Genomic DNA, 21,768 nt, shown 5'->3' with positions numbered 1-21,768 from the left:
AGTATTACTATTCAAATAATACATGCCATGAATTCTTTGAATAGTTCAAATAGCTGAAATTTGCGACCATAAAAATACAACCTATGCAATCGAGTGAATTAGAAAAACTGTTTCCCAAAGAAGGAGAAATTCCGAAAGAATATGATTTGGTCAAACCGATCGAACAAAGAGAATATTTAGTGAATGGAGAGATGCGCCAATGGAAAGGCAAAACACAAGATGTTTGGTCTCCCATTTACATCAAGTCTGAAAAAGGTTTTGAGCCTAAACGCATTGGATCATATCCTATTACCGATGCTACAGACGCGATGGAAGTGCTGTATGCAGGTGTAAAAGCCTACTCCAATGGTCGTGGTGAATGGCCGTCGATGTCCGTAGACAAACGCATTGAATGTGTGGAAAAATTCACACAAAAGATGATTTTGAAGCGTGACGAAGTTGTTAAATTATTGATGTGGGAAATTGGTAAATCATTAACTGATTCACAAAAAGAATTTGACAGAACAGTTCAATACATTTATGATACCATTGGAGCATTAAAAGACATTGATAGAAATTCTTCTACTTTCTTAATTGAAGAAGGAATTATTGGTCAAGTTCGTCGTTCGCCTCTTGGAGTAGTATTGTGTATGGGACCATTTAACTATCCATTAAATGAAACCTTTACTACCTTAATTCCAGCGTTAATTATGGGTAATACGGTTTTATTTAAACCACCGAAACACGGTACATTATTACACTATCCATTATTAGAAGCATTTAGAGAATCATTCCCTGCTGGCGTAATTAATACGTTGTATGGTCGTGGAAATTCGATCATTCCTCAATTAATGGAATCAGGTAAAATTGATGTGTTAACATTAATTGGTTCATCTAAAGTGGCGGATAAATTAAAGAAAATGCACCCTAAGGTGAATCGTTTACGTGCCATTTTAGGACTGGATGCGAAGAATGCAGCGATTGTAACTGAAAGCGCTCAATTGGACAATGCAATCAACGAATGTCTACTGGGATCTTTATCATTCAATGGTCAACGTTGTACTGCCATCAAAATCATCTTTGTACATAGCAGCTTAGCGGATGCTTTCAATAAGGGATTAGCTGAAAAAATTGAAGCAATCAAAGTTGGTATGGTTTGGGATCCAGGTGTACAAATAACGCCACTTCCTGAGCCGAACAAACCAGCTTATTTGAAGGAATTGATTGAGGATGCAAAATTACACGGTGCTAAAGTGTTGAATAAACACGGTGGAGAAAATGCCAAATCGTTATTTTTCCCTGCATTATTGTATCCGGTAAATAAGAAAATGAAAGTTTGGTCAGAGGAGCAGTTTGGTCCAGTAGTTCCAGTTGTTCCATTTGATGACATCAATGTACCTATTGATTATATACATGAATCATCACACGGACAGCAAGTAGCTATTTTCGGAACAGATCCAAATCAAATTTCAGCTTTGATTGATGAAACGGTGAATCAAGTTTCCCGTGTGAATATTAATGCACAATGTCAACGTGGACCAGATTCATTCCCTTTTACAGGTCGTAAAGATTCTGCTGAGGGTACACTTTCTGTGACGGCAGCTTTGCGTTCCTTCTCTATTCGTACGGTAGTTGCAACAAAAGCAACACAAGCAAATAAGGATATTGTGAACCAAATTGTTGAAAACCAGCAATCTAACTTCTTATCGACTCGATTTATTCTATAAGTTGATTTCGAATTTTCCAAGAACCCTAATTTTTCCTTTGCAGGTTAGATTAGGGTTTTTTATTTCCAGATAATTTGTAATTTGGAAAACACATAAAGCTACAAACACATGGAAAAAAGTAGACGCCAATTTATTCAATCTCTAAGTGCAAGTACCTCTCTCCTATTGGGAGGAATTCCTTTGCTTGGGGCCGATGAAAGACCATTGACTCAGATTTTAGAAAAAATCAAAGTTAGTCCAAATGATACCATCCGAATAGGATTGATTGGATCCGGTATTATTGGCCATTATGACACCACCACTGCCCTAAAAGTACCAGGTGTAGAGTTAGTGGCCGTGGCTGATTTATACCAAGGTAGATTAGATCGTGCAAAGGAAAAATGGGGTAAAGATCTATTTGTCACTAGAAATTATAAGGAAATTTTGGCTAGAAAGGATATTGATGCCGTTTTAGTTTGTACCAGTGATCATTGGCATGATCATATCACCATTGATGCGCTGAAAGCAGGTAAACACGTGTATTGCGAAAAACCCATGGTACATCATGTGGAAGAAGGTTTAGCTGTTGTAGCTGCTCAAAAAGCGAGTGGAAAAGTATTACAAGTGGGTTCTCAACGAGCAAGTTCGGTGGTATTTCAGGAGGCTCGCAAATATTATCAACAAGGAACTATTGGTGAAATTACCTATGTAGAAGCGTATACAGATCGAAATTCAGCCAATGGAGCATGGCAATATTCCATACCGACAGATGCTAGTTTACAAACTGTTTCATGGGATATGTTTTTAGGAGATGCCCCCAAGGTGGCCTTTGATCCCGTTCGTTTTTTCCGCTGGAGAAATTATAAAGCATATGGTACAGGAGTAGCTGGTGATTTATTTGTTCACAATGTGACAGGCTTACATACGGTTACAAATTCATTGGGTCCAGAAAGAATATATGCTCAAGGAGCATTGAATTATTGGAAGGATGGACGAGATGCCTATGATTTATTGACAGGCTTTATGACTTATGGTAAAACGGAGAACCACAATGCCTTTCAATTTATGACCCGTGTCAATTTGGCCGATGGAGCAGGTGGTAGTGAGGGAACTCGTTTAATAGGAACTGAAGGCGTCATTGAGGTCAAAAATCGTGGCATAAAAATCAAGCATTTTAAACGTGCCAAAGTAGCTAGTATGGGAGGTTATGATTCCTTGGAAAGCTTCCCTAAAGCGATGCAAGACGCTATGTTAGCTGATTACAATGCCAAGTATAGTCCGGATGATAGACGAATGAAAGTATTGGACGAAATTGAATTCAATGCTCCTCAAGGATATGATGACCGATTAGATCATTTTACCAATTTCTTTGATTCCATTAGAACAGGAAAACCAGTATTTGAAGATGCTTCTTTTGGATTAAGAGCTGCTGGGCCATCGGTTTTATGTAATACCTCAGTTGAAATTGGTAAACCTATAGAATGGGATGCTGTAAATATGAAAGTGAAAAAATCCAAGTAATTGATATTGATTATCAATTACTTAGATTAAAAAAATCAAACAAAACAGGTAGTTTTGTCGAGTATAATTCGTTTTTAAATATTAGTTCTAGAGAATTATTAACTTATATTTTGAATCATTTCATTCAACTTTAAGATTTGTCAACTTTTAAAAAGTTGACAAATCTAAGCTGACAAATCTAAGTTGACAACACTAAATTGACAATACTAATTTGAGCGTTCCCTACTAACCAATCCGATAAGTTTTTACTTACAAATTAACTCGCTGAGATTTTACGGTACCATCGGTGATAAACTCATCATAGGTCATTAATTTATCCAGACAAGATTTAGCACCAAGTTCAATAACACGATTTGCCACAGTGTTCGTTAATTGATGGTCGTGGCAAGTAAATAAAATAGTACCAGGGAATTCAATCATACCATTATTCAAAGCCGTGATGGATTCTAAGTCCAAGTGATTGGTTGGTTCATCAAATAAAAGCACATTGGCACCAGATAACATCATTCTAGAAAACATACAACGCTGCTTTTCACCTCCAGAAATTACTGTACATTTTTTCAATGCCTCATCTCCAGAAAACAACATACGACCCAAGAAACCACGAATAAAACTTTCATCTTTCTCGGTAGAATACTGACGTAACCAATCCACTAAATTCAAAGAATCATCTTTGAAGTAGGCCGCATTATCATTAGGCAAATAGGTTTGTGTCGTGGTAACACCCCATTTAAAATCACCTGAACTTGCTTTTCTTTCTCCCATTAAAATATCGAACAAAGCCGTAATGGCTAAAGAATCCTTAGCTAAAAAGGCTACTTTATCTCCCTTATTGATGGTAAAAGATAAATTGGAGAATAGAACATTTCCTTCCTCTGTAGTATAGGACAAGGTTTCTACACTCAACAACTGGTCACCGGCTTCACGCTCAGGCTTAAAATTAATGAATGGATATTTACGTGACGAAGGTTTGATATCCTCCACTTGTAATTTATCCAACATTTTTTGACGTGCTGTAGCTTGTTTAGATTTAGCGACGTTTGCTGAGAATCGACGAATAAATTCTTCTAACTCCTTCCGCTTTTCGTCTGTCTTCTTATTTTGATCAGTACGTTGTCTGGCGGCCAATTGTGATGATTCATACCAAAAAGTATATGTTCCACCGTATAATTGAATTTTCCCAAAATCAAGGTCAGCAATGTGCGTACACACATTATCTAAAAAGTGACGGTCGTGAGAAACAACAATCACCGTATTTTTGAAATTTTGTAAATACCCTTCCAACCACATAATGGAATCTATATCCAAGTTGTTAGTAGGCTCATCCAGCAATAAAATATCTGGATTACCGAATAATGCTTGTGCCAAAAGCACCTTCACTTTCTCCGATCCGTTAATATCCTTTAATAAAGAATAATGAATTTCTTCTTTAATCCCAAGACCGCTTAACAATGTTGCAGCTTCTGATTCGGCTTCCCAACCATTCAATTCCGCAAATTCCGCCTCTAAATCAGCCGCTTTATTTCCATCTTCTTCGGTAAAGTCCTCCTTCATGTAGATGGCATCCTTTTCTAACATAATGTCATATAAGCGTTTGTTGCCCATAATAACCGTCTGAAGTACTGGAAATTCTTCAAATTCAAAGTGATTCTGCTTAAGAATCGACATTCGCTCTCCAGGATTCATGCTAACACTTCCTGTCTGAGAATCTATCTCACCAGAAAGAATCTTTAAAAATGTAGATTTACCAGCACCATTAGCGCCGATTAAACCATAACAGTTTCCTTCCGTAAATTTGATATTTACCTCTTCAAATAACACTCTCTTCCCAAATCTTAGGGAAACATTAGACACCTGCAACATAGCGTAATTAATTAAATAAGGCGCAAAATTACTCATTTTGAGACTAGAAAAAAATGAATATTTTTATTCCTATCCCATATTTTTTTTGCAATTTCGACCTCTATACCTAGCAAATGCTTTGGAAAATTTGAATAATGCTACTTCCGTTTACTCCCTAAACTCACTACATGTGTATTTACATGATGGAGGATTAGATTTCAATGATGCGCTAGGAGTTCAACAAGCACATATAGATTGGAATAAGTCAGCTAAAATTCAAAAAGATTTTTGGGAGAAAAAAGGCATCTTACCCTCACAAGTAAGCCATATTCATGTACATATTTGTCATCAACATTTTTTACTCATACCTCAAAAATACGATAGCCCCATCTATCGAATCGGATTTTTAGAAAAAGCATTAGGTGAAGATACTTTGGTGGGACAGGAGATTCAAGTACAAAAAATACCTTCTGAAGCTGCCAATTTACTTTTTTTAATCCCAAGTGAATGGAAGGATTTATTAAGTTTTTGGTTTCCTCTAGCCCAAATTTCTTACCAGCACATTTTAGAAAAGCTTATCACTCAATCTCAAGATAATGGATTAAGCATTTCTATCCATCAAAATCACGCTTGTATAGTTCTTAGGAAATCCGGAATATTGACCTTAGCCAATGTTTATCCTTTTTCAAAAGCTACTGAATTAGCTTTTTATATTCATTCGATCCGAGATAGCTATTTAATAAAATGGAATTCAAGCAGTATTCACTGGCTGGGGGAAGTAGATGCCAACTTAGCTGAGGAATTAAATACCTTTAAGATTTACACTCCAATCTTTTCTCATGAAGCATAGAACAGCTTTTTTCCCAGGTTCTTTTGATCCATTTACCAAAGGTCATGAAGATATCGTTTTGAGGGCACTTGCTCTATTCGACGAAATAGTGATTGGTATTGGTCATAATTCAAGCAAGGCGCGCTATTTTTCATTGGAAAAAATGAAAGAAGCCATTGAAAAAACATTTGAAGGAAAACCCATTCGAGTAGTGACTTATCAAAATCTTACAGCCACTGTAGCCCGCGAGGTTGGTGCAAGATTTATTATCAGAGGCTTAAGAAATACTACAGATTTTGAATATGAAAACTCAATTTCTCAGGTAAACAGACATATCAACGAAGAATTAGAAACAGTATTCCTAATTACTTCTCCCCATCTAGCACCGATTAGTTCAACCATCATTCGGGATTTACACCGTTATGGTAGCTCAATCAACCAGTATTTACCTTATAATTTAGAAGAAGAACAAAGTAATTGAAAACGGTGAATGACATAACGTATCGAACTATATGTATTTGTCATAGCTTTATTCATGGCTGCCGTTCCTAACCATTCTACTTTTTCAATATTTTCCTCTTTTTGGGGAATTAATTTAGAATTCCCAATTGAACTCATTAAATACCACTTAGTTCTTTTTAGAATTCTTTGATTCTTGTGAGTATAGGTATGGTATGTTGTACAAAGTTTTTGCTCTAAAATGGCTTTTACATTGCATTCTTCCTCCACTTCCCTAACGGCAGCTTTTTTAAATTTCTCCCCCTTCTCTAATTTCCCTTTGGGTAAATCCCATTTACCTAAACGCAACATCCACAGGACTTTGTCTTCCGAATTTTGTACCACTCCCCCTGCGGCTTCGAGTAATTGATACATACCAAAAATTCGTTGCTTGAAAGGTTTTATATCCTTCACTAAGATATACACGGAATCAAAAGTAGCACCTGGTTTTTGATGTAAACCATGAATCAACTTCTCCATTTGATCCAAAGTCAAATTCAATATACATGTATGGCCTTTGAAATCTGCCAAACGCACCGGCTGTAGACGAGCGTCGATCACCAATTCAAATTCATCACCCATGGGAATGGCGTGTTTTTTTGATTCCTTGTAAATGCGAATCGGACGGTCGTCAATAAACAGTATCATGTGCGGAATTCAGAATTTAAGTTGGCAAAAATAGAATTAAATAATGAAAGATAACTTGAATAAACTATTTTTGTACATATAATCTTTGAAACAAATTTCTATGCCTGATTTTACCATTTCACAAGAAGTTGCCCAACATTTATTAAGCGTCAAAGCGATTCAACTTAGACCTGATCAACCATTTAAATGGGCTTCTGGATGGAATTCACCGATTTATTGTGACAATCGCATATCTCTTTCATATCCTGAAGTCAGAACTTACATTAAAAATTGTTTGTCCGCCGCTGTTAAAGCCTATTTTTCCGATGTTGAAATCATCGCAGGAGTAGCTACCGCTGGGATTGCACAAGGAGCTTTAGTGGCTGATTATCTAGACCTACCTTTCTGCTATGTTCGTCCAGAGCCTAAGAAGCATGGCATGGGTAATCAAATTGAAGGTCATATCGAAAAAGGTCAAAAAGTAGTTTTAATAGAAGATTTGATTTCTACAGGAGGAAGTTCATTAAAAGCTGCCGCTGCTTTACAAGAAGCTGGTGCTGAGGTCTTAGGAATGGTTGCCATCTTTACTTACGGTTTCCAGATTGCTGAAGATAATTTCAAAAATCATGGTATTCCTTGTATCACTTTAAGTAATTACGATGTATTAATTGATGAAGCCGTAAAACTTAATCACGTTACTGAAACTCAATTAATGACTTTACAAGATTGGAGAATCAACCCTAGTGAATGGCGTAAATAGGTTATTTTAGTCCATATCGATGTCCTGGCCATGCTTTTATAAAACCTTGAAACTCCAAGTTCAATAAGAGCATAGCCAGTTGATTAACCCCCTTTTGTAATTTCCACGCAATTTCATCCAAAGCCAATACTTTCTCTTGGTGCAATAAGGATAAAATTTGACTTTCATCTTCTGTCAGTCTACTCCACAACAAGCTTTTATTTTTGACAATTTTATCTGGATTGGATTGCCAATTTAATTGCTCTTTACAAGTGTGCCAATCGGTGTAAATTGTTGCTTGGTTTTTGAGAATCAAACGATTGCAGCCTTCAGAAAAAACCTTTTGCAAATTCCCTGGCACAGCAAATACATCCCTATGGTAGTTGTTCGCATATTCTGCCGTGATTAAGGCTCCTCCTTTTTCAGCTGCTTCTACTACAATAGTTGCATCCGACATACCTGCAATAATCCGATTTCGTAAGGGGAAGAATCGAGGATCCGGTTTTTGATGAAATGGATGTTCTGATAAAATACCGCCCAAATCCATCATTTGATGAGCATATTTAATATGTAAAGAAGGATAAATGCATTGAAAACCACCTGCCAATACAGCTATAGTAGGTATTTTCAATTCAATACATGCCTGATGTAAAGCTATGTCTATTCCATATGCTAAGCCACTGACAAATAATACATCATCATCTAGGGCATCTTTAACAATTTGGTAGGTCATTTCACGTCCATACTCCGTAGCTTTTCTAGTTCCCACCAAAGCCATCACTTTATCATGTTGAAAGTTAGCATTCCCTTTAAAATACAACAGTAAAGGAGCATCATATAATTGTTTCAAACGATGTGGATATGCCTCATCTAAGTAAAAAAATAGTTGAATTTGTTCTTTTTGACAATCAGCGTAAATCTTTTCCGCTTTTTCCAAAACCTGATTGACTTTAATTTCATGGGCAATCAGGGGACCAATATGAGGAACTTTCTGTAAAGCAGAAGTTGAGGATTGAAAAACTTGTTGGGCTGAACCTAGGTAAGAAATTAACCGTCGAGCATTGACGATACCTATTTGCGGTACTAAACTAAGGGCAATTTGGAATACTTTTTCTTCTTCCATCGGGCTTTAGATCAAACATTTCCCGAAAGAATAAAATCATTCGCCCAAATCCTCGCGTAGACCTTGTAAAAACTGTCGAATTTCAGTTAACTGATTAATTAAGGGTGTATTGACATTTTTTGCCTCACCCCTATGATTGATAGCTTGCTTGGCACCTTCAATGGTTAAGCCTTTTTCATCGATTAGCTGGATGAGCACTTTAATCTTTTCAATATCCTCTGGTGTGTATTTACGAATACCGCTTGATCGACGTTTCGGCATCAAATGTGGAAATTGAGTTTCCCAATACCTCAATTTAGAAGTTTTCACCTTGAAAATCTCGGCAACCTCTGAAATTGAATAATACTGCTTACTAAATTGTTCCATCGAATAAATTAAAACCTTGTTCTACAGCAAAATCAAGAATTCGAATAAAATCACGTAATTTTGCACTTCCTTTGATTTAAAAAATCAGGAAGAAATAAAATTACCCATAATTTCGATATTAAACCAATGACGTCAACGGAGATCCGCCAGCATTTTTTAGATTTTTTCCAATCGAAAGGACATTTAATTGTGCCATCGGCACCATTAGTAGCCAAAAATGACCCTACTTTATTATTTAATAATTCAGGTATGGCACAATTCAAGGATTTTTTCTTGGGTAATGGCACTCCTCCTTCGAAACGAATTGCTGACACACAAAAATGTCTTCGTGTATCTGGAAAACATAATGACTTGGAAGATGTAGGTTTTGATACTTACCACCATACCATGTTTGAAATGCTAGGTAACTGGTCATTTGGCGATTACTTCAAAAAAGAAGCCTTGGCTTGGTCATGGGAATTGTTGACTGAAGTTTACAAGTTACCTAAAGAGCGTATATATGTTTCCGTATTTGAAGGAGATGCCAAAGATGGTGTTCCATTTGATCAAGAGGCATTTGATATTTGGAAAGCGATAGTTGGTGAGGAAAGAATCATTTTAGGAAACAAAAAAGATAATTTCTGGGAAATGGGTGAAACAGGTCCATGTGGTCCTTGTTCAGAAATCCATATCGACCTAAGAAATCAAGATGAAGTTGACCGTATTCCCGGTAAATCATTAGTTAATGCTGATCATCCTCAGGTAGTTGAAATTTGGAACAATGTATTCATGCAGTTTGAACGCATGGCAGATGGTTCTCTTGTTTCTCTCCCATCCAAACATGTGGATACAGGTATGGGTTTTGAGCGTCTTTGCATGGCAATTCAAGGGAAGCAATCCAATTATGATACAGATGTATTCCAAGGAAGCATACAACATTTAGCTCAAAAAAGCGGCATAGCCTATGGTCAAGACAAATGGACGGACATTGCAATGCGTGTCATCTCCGACCATATTCGTGCTATTGCATTTTCTATTTCGGATGGACAATTACCATCCAACGCCAAAGCTGGTTATGTGATTCGTCGCATTTTACGTCGTGCCGTACGTTATGGATATACATATTTAGGCTTTAAAGAGCCTTTTATGTATGAATTAATTCCACTTTTGGCACAACAGTTTAAAGGTGTTTTTGATGAACTTATTTCACAAGAAGCATTTGTTGCCAAGGTTATTTATGAGGAAGAAGTATCTTTTTTAAGGACCCTATCTACAGGATTGGTTCGTTTAGATAAATTAATGGAAGATACTCAAGCCAAAGGAACACAAATTTTAACGGGTGAAGATGTATTTGAACTAAATGATACTTACGGATTTCCAGTAGATTTAACAGCATTAATAGCCCGTGAAAAAGGCATGGATATTGACGAACCTGGATTCCAACAAGCCCTAAATGCCCAAAAGAATCGTTCTAGAAAGGATGCGGGAGCAAGTGCTGAAGATTGGGTCATCCTGTTTGATAGTGATGAAGTATCTTTTGTAGGATATGATCATGCTACTTGGACTACTCGTGTAGTGAAATATCAAAAAGTACAGAACAAAGCCGGAATCCAATATAAAATTGTGTTGGAAAGTACTCCATTTTATGCAGAATCAGGTGGACAAGTAGGTGATTCAGGAACTCTGTTCTTCAAAAAATCAGGAAAGAGTATTGTCATTACTGATACCAAAAAAGAAAATGATTTAATTGTTCATTGGACAACAGACGCCAGCATTGAAGAAGTAGCACATGAGGAAGAGGTAGTGGCACAAATCGACGAAAGCCGAAGAAAAGCCATCACAAGTCACCACAGTTCTACCCATTTAATGCAAGCAGCCTTGCAACAAATTTTAGGTAAGCATGTAGCACAAAAAGGTAGTTTAGTCAATGAGCAATTATTACGATTTGACTTCTCTCATTTCCAAAAAGTGACAGATGAGGAATTGAAGCAAATTGAAGAGATGGTGAATGCCAAAATTGCGGAGAATATTCCCTTATTAGAAGAAAGAAATGTACCTATTGCACAAGCAAAAGAAAAAGGTGCTATGGCTCTTTTTGGCGAAAAATACGGTGATTTTGTACGTGTAATTACTTTTGACCCAACTTATTCAGTAGAATTATGTGGTGGTACTCATGTGAATTCTACCGGTGAAATCGCATTATTTAAAATTTTATCTGAAAGTTCAGTAGCCACAGGAGTTAGACGAATTGAAGCAGTTACATCGCAAAAAGCATTTGAATTATTAAGTCAACAAGCTGATCAATTGGATCAAATAAATGAGCTTTTGAAGGCTCCCAAAGACATTATTAAAGCTGTAGCAAGTTTAATTGAACAAAACTCTAGCTTACAAAAAACCATTGCCCAATACCAAGCGAATGAAATTAAGGTATTGAAAGCTGAGTTAACACAACAAATTTTAGGCAAAGGAGAATTACTCTATTTGATCCAACAAGTAGAAGTTCCACATGCGGATGCCTTAAAAAATATAGCATTTGATTTGAGTAATGAACATCAGAATTTGTTTTGCTTATTATTGTCTGAAATTGATGGGAAAGCCAGCTTGGCACTAGCCATTTCTAAAGAATTAGTTGCTAGCAAATCAATCGATGCGGGTAAAATTATTCGTGAATTAGCCAAGGAAGTACAAGGTGGCGGTGGTGGACAAGCATTTTTGGCAACTGCCGGTGGACAAAACCCACAAGGAATACCGCAAGTAATTAAAGCTGCTCAACAATACATTTAATACTCCTATGAAGGACATCCCTTTTATCTCCTTAGATCAAGCTGTGGTAAGCATGGATCAGTGGGGATTGGAGGGACGTCCTTTTGTTTTTATATGCGATTATAAGGGTGAGAAAGTTTGGTGTGGAAGTGAAGAAGAAGCAAAAAAATGGGGTATATCCGTAGAATTCAATAATTACCCAAGCCATACCTATTCAGGTGAGGTACAATTTGAAAAATCCCCTTTGAGTTATAAAGATTACCTAGCTAAGTTTTACCAAGTTCAAGCTGGTTTGAAACGAGGTGACTCCTTCTTGGTCAATTTAACCTTTCCTACTCCTATTGAAACCAACCTTGGATTAGAAGATATATATATCCACGCTAAGGCTAAGTATAAATTACTCATACAGGACACACTAGTCGTATTTTCTCCCGAGCCATTCATACACATTGAAAACAATAGAATTCAAGCCTTTCCTATGAAAGGGACCTTAGTCGTCAATGAAAAAAACCATCCGGAAGATCTACGAATAGATGCAAAAGAGCAAGCAGAACATGCAACAATAGTAGATTTAATTCGCAATGATATCAGTCGAGTAGCATTTCCTATACAAGTAGAGAAATACCAATACATTGAACAAATCAAAACGCATAGTCAAGATTTATGGCAAATGTCCTCTTTGATTTCAGGCGAACTGATGCCTCATTTCAGAAATAAATTAGGCAGTATCTTAAAGGCCATGTTACCTGCTGGCTCCATAACTGGTGCACCTAAACTTGCCACGATGGAAATCATTGAAAAAGCAGAAAGCTATGATCGTGGATTTTATACAGGAATAATGGGTAAATTTGATGGAACATCCTTAGAATCAGGAGTTTTAATTAGATTTATAGAAAAAATTAACCAAAAGCTTGTATTTAAAAGTGGAGGTGGAATTACTGTATTCTCAGATCCAGAAAAAGAATATTTAGAATTAATCCAAAAAGTTTACCTACCTATTTAAAAAATGCCCACATTTTTAGAGACAGTTCATGTTTTGGATGGCGAATTGCTTCATCTAGATTATCATCAAAAAAGAATCAATGATGTTTTTCAAAATTTCTATCCAACGTCGCCAATTTTAAATATTTATGACTATTTAGCTCATGTAGAGATTCCTCAACAAGGTAGTTTTCGGGCACGATTGGTTTACAGTACACAATGGGAATTTCACGAGTTCATTGCTTATCAAGAAAAAAATATCAAGCGATTAGCAATTGTCAATACAGGTGATTACGAATATCAATACAAGTATGCTGACAGATCTCATTTACTAAAAAAAGTTGCTGAACATCCAGAAGCGGATGATATTATATTTTCTAAACAGGGAAAATTACAAGATTCCAGTATAGCCAATTTAGCTTTTAAAAAAGGTGACAAATGGTTTACACCTAAAGAGCCTCTTCACTGGGGAACCACAAGAAGAAGATTAATTGATGAAAAAATATTGGAAGAAATAGACATTTGGGAAACGGAGTTAAGTGATTACAGCCATATCTGCCTCATCAATGTATTTAGGCCACTTTCAGATCAACATGCGCTTTTGCTTCCCGATGCAATTGTGTAAATTGTGTCTTCTTTAAGACATGAATCCTTCCAAAAGTCCTTCTTTTCTGTTGCATCAAAAGTTCCCCTTTGAGCCTACACCCTCACAGACAGCTTTATTTCAGAAATTGAATGATTTTATTGTGAATAAAGATGAATGGGGCGCCCTAACCTTTATCATAAAAGGCTATGCAGGTACCGGAAAAACAACCGTTATTTCTACCTTGATTAAAATTCTTGCCAACTTTGGGTACAAGACACAATTGCTAGCCCCGACAGGTAGAGCAGCTAAAGTCATGGCTAATTATGCTAAGAAAAAGGCATTTACCATCCATAAAAAAATATACCGACAAGTCAGTAATCCAAACTCAGGAGCTTTAGTTTTTCAGCGAATGAATAACTATGCTACCAATACGGTTTTCATCGTGGATGAAGCGTCCATGATTACGGATGAATCCGATTTTGGTACCAATAGTTTATTAACGGATCTAATTGAATACGTTTTTACTAATCCAGAAAATGGACATACAGGAAACAAGTTGATTTTTGTAGGTGATACTGCACAATTACCTCCTGTGGGAAAAAGCCTCTCACCAGCTCTTTCTAAAGATTACATCAGCAGTGAATTTCATATGGAGGTGATGGACCATGAATTAACGGATGTCATGCGACAAGATATACACTCCGGAATTTTATACAATGCCACCAATCTTCGAGAATTATTGAATCAATCTTCTCACCAAATTCAATTTAATACCAAATCCTTCAAGGATTTTTTTAAAATGTCAGGAGAAAAAGTTGAGGACGGGATGCAATATGCTTATCGGAAATTTGGGAAAGAAGAGACCATTTTACTCACCAGATCCAATAAAAGTGCGGTTCAATACAATGAATTCGTTCGGAGATGTATATTATATCAGGAGGATGAAATTAGTAGCGGCGATTTATTGATGATTGTGCGAAATAATTATCATTGGTTAGATGAAGATTCTCCTGCTGGCTTTTTAGCCAATGGTGATTTTGTGGAAGTGATGAAAATCAAGAAGCAAGAAGATATGCATGGTTTTCGATTTCTGAACGTAAGTCTACGTTTATGTGATTATGAGGATCATCCAGAAGTAGAGGCAAAAATATTGCTAGATACCCTACATTCGGCAGAATCTGCCTTGGGAAAAGATTCCAACAAAAAACTATATGACTCTGTCTGTGAGGATTATGCCCATATAACCAAGAAAAAGGAAAGAATGGAAGCCATTCGAAAAGACCCTTTTTTAAATGCCTTGCAAGTTAAGTTTGCCTATGCTTTAACTTGCCATAAATCACAAGGGGGACAATGGAAAGCTGTCTTTGTAGATCAAGGGTATTTGAAAGAAGAACAAATTGATGCAGAATACATACGCTGGTTATATACAGCCATTACCCGAGCTACTCATGAACTATTTTTAGTCAATTTTCATGAACGATTTTTCCCCTAAATTAAATTTTAGTGCCAGCTATCTTATCATTAATGGAATCTACACTCTCCAGATCATCATAATGAGAAACGATTTCAGATAACAATTGATTAAGTTCTAACAAGCGCTCCTGCCCTATTATTTCAGCAAATTTTTGTTCGATATGAGCTCTTGATTTCATCAAATCTTCCAAAAATTGATTACCTTTCTCTGTGCAAAATAAGAGAGATGAGCGTAAGTCCTGAGGATGATTATGTGAAATGAGGTAACCTTCTTGGATTAATTCATTCACCAACTTACTCATAGCTTGCTTACTCACTTTCGCTTTTTTGGCCAAATCAGTCGTAGTAACTCCCTGTTCAGCAAGATTCATTAAAACAATTATATGACCTATTTTGAAGTTTGCATAGCCTAAACTTCTTAAAAAAGTGCCATTCATTGATTGTACAATGCGATAAGACTTTACCAAAAGCCTTGACAAAAACATGTGGTTGGAATAATCTATTGGGGTATTTGTATCCATTTTCGATTTTTCTATCTCGCAAAAATACAAAAAATAAATAAATAGTCAACTAACTTGACTTTATTGTAAATGCTTCTTTACTTTGCAACACTAAAAAACGTACGATGTCTACTCAACAAAAACCAAAATCTCATCTCCCTAAAATCATATTAGGGGTAATTTTACTCATAGGAGGCTTTTTCGGTTATAAAAAATACCAGTATGCAACTTCTCATGAAGATACAGATAATGCCCAAATAGAGGCTTATTTCATACCTGTATTACCTAGAATGGCAGGTTTTGTCAAAAAAGTTTATGTAAATGATTACGATCAAGTAAAAAAAGGTCAACCCATTTTAGAAATAGATTCAGATGAGGCAGCTTTAGCTCTCGAAGAAATGCAAGTGGAGGTAGAACAAGCACAGTCAGATATTGAAAGTGCAAAAGCAAATTTGTCGAATTTAAAGAAAAGCATAGAAGCGCAACAAAGCCTGGTTAAATCAGCTGAATTGGCCTACAATAAGTATACTAGAGATGTTACAAGAAATGCAGCTTTAGAATCTGCCAAAGCAATAACACGGCAGCAATTGATTGATAGTCAGGATTTAGCTGAACAAGGCGCCGTAAAATACCAAGGAGCTAAAGCCGATTTGAGTAGTACACAATCAAGAATAGGTATATTACAAGCTACCTTACATAAAGCTGAAATAGCCCTAAAGCTTAAAAAAGTTAAGGTTCAACAACAAAAATTAAAATTAAGTTACAATAAAGTATATGCCCCAGCTGATGGAAAAATAGGCAAAAAATCGGTTGAGCCTGGTCAATTTATCCAAGTTTCACAGCCATTAATGACCATCATGGATGATAGTCGCTATTGGGTTGTAGCAAATTACAAAGAGACTCAAGTAGAATCATTAAAGGTTGGTATGGAAGCTGAAATAAAAATTGATGCTTACCCCAATATCACCTTGAAAGGTCGTATTTTATCCATTTCTGAATCAACAGGAGCAAAAACCACATTACTACCTCCAGATAATGCATCAGGAAACTTTGTTAAGGTAACTCAACGAATCCCTGTAAAAATTGAAATCTTGAATGCCGATAAATACAAAGATATTTTACGTGCAGGTTTATCATTGGATGTATCAGTTCCTATAAACTAATACAATGCAAAGGCCTAAGGGATTCGCAAAGATCATAATCGTACTTACGACGATCACCGCAGCTGTCATGGAGTTGTTGGACACCACGATTGTCAACGTGGCCCTCAACCAGATAGCAGGTAATCTAGGGGCTACCATTGAAGATATTGCTTGGGTGATCACCAGTTATGCGATTGCCAATGTGATCATTATACCCATGACGGGATTTTTAGGAGAATATTTTGGTAGAAAAAACTACTATTTAGGCTCCATGATTCTCTTTGGTATAGCCTCTTACTTCTGTGGGATGAGTGATAGTTTATGGGAATTGGTCTTTTGGCGATTCTTTCAAGGTATAGGTGGAGGAGCTTTATTGTCTACTTCTCAAGCAATCTTATTTGATGCCTTTGAAGTTGAAGATCGTCCCATAGCTTCTGGATTTTTTGGAATGGGTATCATTCTTGGTCCATCATTAGGCCCCGTTTTAGGAGGCTATTTAGTGGATAATTATGAATGGAATGATATATTCTATGTTAATATTCCTGTTTGTATTTTAGCTACTATCTTGACCATCGTTTTCATAGATCGCAAGGAAGGGGAAGGACAGCACAGAAAAAGTATGGAAATCGATTACATCGGTATCGCATTACTAACCTTAGGAATTGGGAATCTTCAATATATTTTAGAAAAAGGAGAATCAGAAAACTGGTTTGAATCGAGAACCATCAATACCATGGCTGGCTTGTGTGCCATCGGTCTAATAGGTTTCATATGGCGCGAATTAACCACAGAGCATCCGGTAATCAACCTAAAAATATTTAAAAATAAGGTATTCGCGATGAGTACTGTTTTTAATTTAGTCAGTGGCTTTGGATTATTTACTTCGGTATTCATTTATCCTATCATGGTACAGCGCATCAATGGATTAAGCTCTACTGAAACAGGATTATCCTTAATGTATCCAACCCTGCTGGGTGTCATTTTATTCCCAATGATTGCCAAATATCTCTCCTTGGGAGGAAAACCCATTCCTGTGATGGGAGTCGGTATTTGTATTTTCATCATTTTTGGATTCATTGGTGGTTCAGCTACCCCAGAAATGGGCCGATGGGATTTCTTCCCTATGCACTTATTACGAATGATGGGCGTCGCTATGTTGCAAATGCCATTGATAAATCAGGCTGTAGCGGGTTTAAAACCTTCTGAATACCCAGCAGGAATTGCCTTAAGTAATATGATTCGTCAATTGGGTGGTGCCTTTGGTATTGCTGTAGCCAACAATTATGCGACACATCGAGCTGCCCAACATAGAACCGATTTATTAGCCAACATTCAAGTGGAAAATCCATTGTTCCAACAAAGAATACAAGGATTAACTCAGAACATGATGCAAAAAACAGGGGATTTTGTTCGCAGTGGAGAGGCAGCATATCGACAATTAGATGCGATGGTCAACAAGCAAGCCTATTATTTGGCCTATTTGGACACCTTCAGATTAGTATCCATATTATTCATGTGTATACTTCCATTCTTATGGCTATTGCGAACGCCAAAGAAATCCAAAGCAGAATTAGAAAAAATCATGAAAGCCAGTGAAGAGGCCCATTAATTATATGAAAAAATATATCCTACTACTATCCTATACCTTGTTGAGCAGTTCTCTACTTGCTCAAACTAAAGGTCTTCCTGAATTAATTCAAGGGATTTTACAGCATTCACCTGTCTTAAAAGGTCAAAGAAACCTGATAAAAATGGGTCAGGTCAAAACTCAAATCCAAGAATCATATGGAAAGCCAATCATTGGAGCCGAAATTGGCGTGACGCGAATTGATCCTGTGGCAAAAGCTAGTTTTAATTTTGGTGGAGCTAATTCAACTTTACAATTTCAACCTAACATGAATTACAATTCCCAATTCGTTGTCAACCATGTATTGTATGATTGGGGAAGAAATGCGATGGCCATTGAAAAAACTCGCTTAGAAACACAATTAAGTCAAGCTCAGATTGAGCAACAAGAATTCCAAATGGGCTTTCAGATTGCAAGTTTATATCAACAAATCATCTTCAATAAAAAAGCCATTCAAGTTCAAAAATCTCAATTGAAACGTTTAGAAAGTAATTTCCAAATCATTCAAAAACAACTAGCCTTAGGTGAAGCTATTGAGTATGATAAAATAAGCCAACAGGTAAAAATAGCGAATCAAGAAAGTAAAATTTTAGAATCGGAAAATCAAGTGGCTCGAATGTTGGATTATCTAAGTACTTTATTGGGGGCTAATGCGGAAGCTTATTTGGTAGAAAATCCTCAAATCTGGCAAGCACAAACCGCGAAACCCATTGAGTCATTTACCAATCCAGAGATTACACAAATAAAAGCTCAAGAAGAAATTGTCAATAAAAGTATAGAATTAGCCAAATCGGAAAATACCCCTACCCTGGCTGGTTTAGCTACATTAGGTTTAAAAAATGGATATGTTCCCAGAATTAATGGGGAAACTCCTTCCTTTGGAGATGATTTTAAAGTGAACAGTGTCTTGGGATTGAAACTAAGCATTCCTATTTACGCAGGCAAAAGAGCCTTTTATCAAACAGAATTAGCTACGATTCAAAAGGAGCGAATCGCTTTTCAATTGGAAGATGCTCAGGAAAAATTAGGCACTGATTGGAGACAAGCACAGTTAAATCACCAAAATTACGTAAAGAAAGCTGCTACACAGAAAGAGGTAGTTGCACAAGCTCAATATGCCCTAGATTTAGCTAGTACACGTTTCAAGCAGGGATTGATTCGCCGAATAGAATTAGATCAAGCAGAATCCATTTTAGAAGAATCCCAATTGATGCAGGCTCAGTTTGATTATCAAGTGAACCTACAACAATTGGAATTATATAGAATACAGGGAATAAAAATCTGGTAATTATAAATCAAACAAAATAGCTAGAGCTGGATTTTGCAATTTACCCTCATAAATAGTCAGTCCATTAGCTAAAGCTTGATTATTGCTACATGCCAAATTCCATCCTTCCCTAGCTATTTGTTGTACATAAGGCAAAGTAGCTTGTGTCAAAGCTAAAGTAGATGTTTGAGGCACTGCCCCAGGCATATTAGCCACGCAATAATGGAGAATTCCATCTATTTCAAATACTGGGTTTTCATGGGTTGTTGGTCGACAAGTTTCAATACATCCACCTTGATCAACTGCTACATCCACCAACACCGTTCCTGGACTCATCCGCTTTAAATCTTCTCTTTTGATGAGATGCGGTGCTTTGGCGCCATGTAAAAGTACCGCTCCTACTATTAAGTCTGCTTGAGGTAAACATTCCTGAATAGCCAAGGACGTAGAATACTGAGTAGACACATTGGCAGGCAATACATCTTCTAAATAACGTAATCTAGTTAGATTCGTGTCCAAAATAGTAACGTTTGCTCCAAGACCTGCCGCCATTTTGGCAGCCTGTGTTCCTACTACTCCACCACCTAAAATGACCACATTTGCGGGTTTTACACCGGGAACTCCTCCTAGCATTTTACCTTTCCCCCCTTGAGCTTTACCCAAAAAGTAAGCTCCTACTTGAATGGACATTCTTCCTGCGACTTCCGACATAGGTGTCAATAAGGGAAGACTTCTATCAGGTAATTCCACTGTTTCATAAGCAATACAAATTGCTTTGCTATCAATCATTGCCTGAGTCAATTCTTTCGATGCAGCAAAATGAAAATATGTAAATAATATTTGCCCGGGCTGAATCAAAGGATATTCTTGAGCTAAGGGCTCTTTGACCTTAACGATCATGTGAGATTTTGCATAAACGGAAGCAGCATCAGGAAGAATGGAAGCACCTGTTTGCATGTAAAACTCATCCGAAAAACCAGAACCTATTCCAGCTTGGCTTTGAACATACACTTGGTGACCTTGAGCCACCAACGATTGAACTCCTGCAGGTGTTAGACCTACACGGAACTCTTGATTTTTAATTTCCTTAGGGACGCCAATGATCATGATACTAGATGTTAGCTTGTTGAAAAAAGAACGGCCAACGAAATAATTCGCTGGCCGTTACCTTTGATGAAGTATAATACACTGCAAATATAAATAAGACAAAAAATATTTATGCATATCATGAATAAAAAAGGAATTATTTCTGCCAGATGCGTTTATGTAGAAAAATATTCTATAAATTAACTTCCTATTAACGTAAATCCGAAAAAATTATGGCATCCAAACTCAATTTAGACGCACTTGATTTAAAGATTTTAAAAATCATACAAGGAAATGGGCAAAAGAAGCTTAAAGAAATAGCCTCACAGGTCAATTTATCCCTTTCTCCTACGCATGATCGGATTAGGAAAATGGAAAAAGATGGGTATATCATGTCCTATGTGGGATTACTCAATCGGAAAATGCTAGACTTAGGCCTCTTGGTACATTGTCAAGTCACTCTTGAAAAACAAAACAGAAAGAACTTCAAAGAATTTGAGCAGGCCATACAGGCTTTTCCAGAAGTTTTATCTTGTCATTTAGTTTCAGGGAACTTTGATTATTACTTAATGGTTGTTAGCTCGGATGTAGAAAGCTACAACAGATTCTATCAAGAGAAGTTGGCTGTACTGCCCACAGTGGCCCACATCAATAGTTTATTTGTAATGGATGAAATAAAACAAAGTACAGAATTACCGATTCCTTGACAATGGGCTGTTTAATGTTGTACCTTTGTATTCCAATAATGGGGTCGACCGGTTTTGACAGCTTATGTCGGTCGGTGGTAAGCACGTCGGGAGTTGTAGGCATTTCCTGTTAAAAAAACCTTCGAATTATAACTGGCAATACACAGTATGCCATGGCTGCTTAATCTTAGAGATTAATCAATTTGCCATCGTTCAGCCTTCTCCAAACTCTGCCGAGGAGGGCATCTGAGCGTCGACATGCAGAGTCGATAAGTTCGAATTTCTCTACGGGCTTGTTAGTATCCAGAGGATAAGTTGAGAGTTTGGGTCTGATGTGAACCCGCTTTTGATCGAAAAATAATCACAGCTAAACGTGTAGAAAGCTATTGTTCGCTAGGTTTGGACGAGGGTTCGAATCCCTCCGACTCCACAAAAAAATCTCCCATTG

General features: G+C 36.9%; 19 protein-coding genes and 1 other RNA gene. 14 read left to right on the top strand and 6 right to left on the bottom strand.

Annotated features, from left to right (window positions below; genetic code table 11):
• The first annotated feature begins 83 nt into the window (after positions 1-83).
• Complete coding sequence (locus G9H60_RS00705) at positions 84-1,706, top strand: NADP-dependent glyceraldehyde-3-phosphate dehydrogenase (protein WP_223142210.1); 1,623 nt, start codon at positions 84-86, stop codon at positions 1,704-1,706.
• Positions 1,707-1,814: 108 nt separating this feature from the next.
• The gene (locus G9H60_RS00700) at positions 1,815-3,206 is read left to right on the top strand and encodes a Gfo/Idh/MocA family protein (protein ID WP_223142209.1); all 1,392 of its coding nucleotides are present in this window, start codon (positions 1,815-1,817) and stop codon (positions 3,204-3,206) included.
• A 249-nt stretch (positions 3,207-3,455) separates the two neighbouring features.
• Here the strand turns inward: G9H60_RS00700 and G9H60_RS00695 are convergent, their stop codons facing one another.
• Complete coding sequence (locus G9H60_RS00695) at positions 3,456-5,069, bottom strand: ABC-F family ATP-binding cassette domain-containing protein (protein ID WP_223142208.1); 1,614 nt, start codon at positions 5,067-5,069, stop codon at positions 3,456-3,458.
• 118 nt (positions 5,070-5,187) lie between these two features.
• On the opposite strand from G9H60_RS00695, the gene G9H60_RS00690 reads away from it, so the two are divergent.
• Positions 5,188-5,898 (top strand): DUF3822 family protein, encoded by a 711-nt coding sequence (locus G9H60_RS00690; RefSeq protein WP_223142207.1) that lies wholly within the window; start codon positions 5,188-5,190, stop codon positions 5,896-5,898.
• On the top strand, positions 5,888-6,358 hold the full coding sequence (coaD, locus tag G9H60_RS00685; RefSeq protein WP_223142206.1) for a pantetheine-phosphate adenylyltransferase: 471 nt from the start codon (positions 5,888-5,890) through the stop codon (positions 6,356-6,358). The genes G9H60_RS00690 and coaD overlap by 11 nt, the downstream gene beginning before the upstream one ends.
• Here coaD and G9H60_RS00680 read toward each other — a convergent pair.
• Positions 6,328-7,023 carry an NUDIX hydrolase gene (locus tag G9H60_RS00680; protein WP_223142205.1) on the bottom strand — a complete coding sequence of 232 codons (696 nt, stop codon included), beginning with the start codon at positions 7,021-7,023 and terminating at the stop codon, positions 6,328-6,330. The genes coaD and G9H60_RS00680 overlap by 31 nt on opposite strands.
• A gap of 100 nt (positions 7,024-7,123) precedes the next feature.
• On the opposite strand from G9H60_RS00680, the gene pyrE reads away from it, so the two are divergent.
• Positions 7,124-7,762 carry an orotate phosphoribosyltransferase gene (pyrE, locus tag G9H60_RS00675; RefSeq protein ID WP_262899905.1) on the top strand — a complete coding sequence of 213 codons (639 nt, stop codon included), beginning with the start codon at positions 7,124-7,126 and terminating at the stop codon, positions 7,760-7,762.
• A gap of 1 nt (position 7,763) precedes the next feature.
• Here the strand turns inward: pyrE and dprA are convergent, their stop codons facing one another.
• Positions 7,764-8,864, bottom strand: coding sequence for a DNA-processing protein DprA (gene dprA / locus G9H60_RS00670; RefSeq protein WP_223142204.1), 1,101 nt, complete (start codon positions 8,862-8,864; stop codon positions 7,764-7,766).
• Positions 8,865-8,900: 36 nt separating this feature from the next.
• A complete protein-coding gene (locus G9H60_RS00665; protein WP_223142203.1) occupies positions 8,901-9,230 on the bottom strand; it encodes a MerR family transcriptional regulator in 330 nt (109 codons plus the stop codon).
• 126 nt (positions 9,231-9,356) lie between these two features.
• Between G9H60_RS00665 and alaS the strand changes: the two genes are divergently transcribed.
• The 4 genes from alaS to G9H60_RS00645 are packed head-to-tail and all read left to right on the top strand — an operon-like array spanning position 9,357 to position 15,031.
• The gene (gene alaS / locus G9H60_RS00660) at positions 9,357-11,993 is read left to right on the top strand and encodes an alanine--tRNA ligase (RefSeq protein ID WP_223142202.1); all 2,637 of its coding nucleotides are present in this window, start codon (positions 9,357-9,359) and stop codon (positions 11,991-11,993) included.
• A gap of 7 nt (positions 11,994-12,000) precedes the next feature.
• Positions 12,001-12,975 (top strand): aminodeoxychorismate synthase component I, encoded by a 975-nt coding sequence (locus G9H60_RS00655; RefSeq protein ID WP_223142201.1) that lies wholly within the window; start codon positions 12,001-12,003, stop codon positions 12,973-12,975.
• Between the two features lie 3 nt (positions 12,976-12,978).
• Positions 12,979-13,578: an aminotransferase class IV gene (locus tag G9H60_RS00650; protein WP_223142200.1), complete on the top strand. Its 600-nt coding sequence runs from the start codon at positions 12,979-12,981 to the stop codon at positions 13,576-13,578.
• Positions 13,579-13,597: 19 nt separating this feature from the next.
• Positions 13,598-15,031, top strand: a complete 1,434-nt coding sequence (locus tag G9H60_RS00645) for an ATP-dependent DNA helicase (RefSeq protein WP_223142199.1) — start codon at positions 13,598-13,600, stop codon at positions 15,029-15,031.
• 1 nt (position 15,032) lies between these two features.
• Here the strand turns inward: G9H60_RS00645 and G9H60_RS00640 are convergent, their stop codons facing one another.
• A complete protein-coding gene (locus tag G9H60_RS00640) occupies positions 15,033-15,533 on the bottom strand; it encodes a MarR family winged helix-turn-helix transcriptional regulator (RefSeq protein ID WP_223142198.1) in 501 nt (166 codons plus the stop codon).
• A gap of 104 nt (positions 15,534-15,637) precedes the next feature.
• Between G9H60_RS00640 and G9H60_RS00635 the strand changes: the two genes are divergently transcribed.
• From G9H60_RS00635 to G9H60_RS00625, 3 genes are read left to right on the top strand one after another with little or no spacing between them, the layout of a single operon-like run.
• The gene (locus tag G9H60_RS00635; protein ID WP_223142197.1) at positions 15,638-16,675 is read left to right on the top strand and encodes an HlyD family secretion protein; all 1,038 of its coding nucleotides are present in this window, start codon (positions 15,638-15,640) and stop codon (positions 16,673-16,675) included.
• Between the two features lie 4 nt (positions 16,676-16,679).
• Positions 16,680-18,263 (top strand): DHA2 family efflux MFS transporter permease subunit, encoded by a 1,584-nt coding sequence (locus G9H60_RS00630; RefSeq protein WP_223142196.1) that lies wholly within the window; start codon positions 16,680-16,682, stop codon positions 18,261-18,263.
• A 4-nt stretch (positions 18,264-18,267) separates the two neighbouring features.
• Positions 18,268-19,569 carry a TolC family protein gene (locus tag G9H60_RS00625; RefSeq protein ID WP_223142195.1) on the top strand — a complete coding sequence of 434 codons (1,302 nt, stop codon included), beginning with the start codon at positions 18,268-18,270 and terminating at the stop codon, positions 19,567-19,569.
• On the opposite strand, the gene ald is transcribed toward G9H60_RS00625, so the two are convergent.
• The gene (gene ald, locus G9H60_RS00620; protein WP_223142194.1) at positions 19,570-20,655 is read right to left on the bottom strand and encodes an alanine dehydrogenase; all 1,086 of its coding nucleotides are present in this window, start codon (positions 20,653-20,655) and stop codon (positions 19,570-19,572) included.
• Positions 20,656-20,867: 212 nt separating this feature from the next.
• Here ald and G9H60_RS00615 point away from each other — a divergent pair, with 212 nt between their 5' ends.
• Together G9H60_RS00615 and ssrA are read left to right on the top strand one after the other, a co-directional pair.
• Positions 20,868-21,341 (top strand): Lrp/AsnC family transcriptional regulator, encoded by a 474-nt coding sequence (locus tag G9H60_RS00615; RefSeq protein WP_223142193.1) that lies wholly within the window; start codon positions 20,868-20,870, stop codon positions 21,339-21,341.
• Positions 21,342-21,381: 40 nt separating this feature from the next.
• Positions 21,382-21,753, top strand: a transfer-messenger RNA (tmRNA) gene (gene ssrA / locus G9H60_RS00610).
• Positions 21,754-21,768 lie beyond the last annotated feature (15 nt).

The organism is Aquirufa aurantiipilula (genome assembly GCF_019923745.1).
GTDB lineage: Bacteria > Bacteroidota > Bacteroidia > Cytophagales > Spirosomataceae > Aquirufa > Aquirufa aurantiipilula.
The sequence above is the reverse complement of the archived record's forward strand: the minus strand, read 5'-3'. Positions and strand labels throughout refer to the sequence as shown.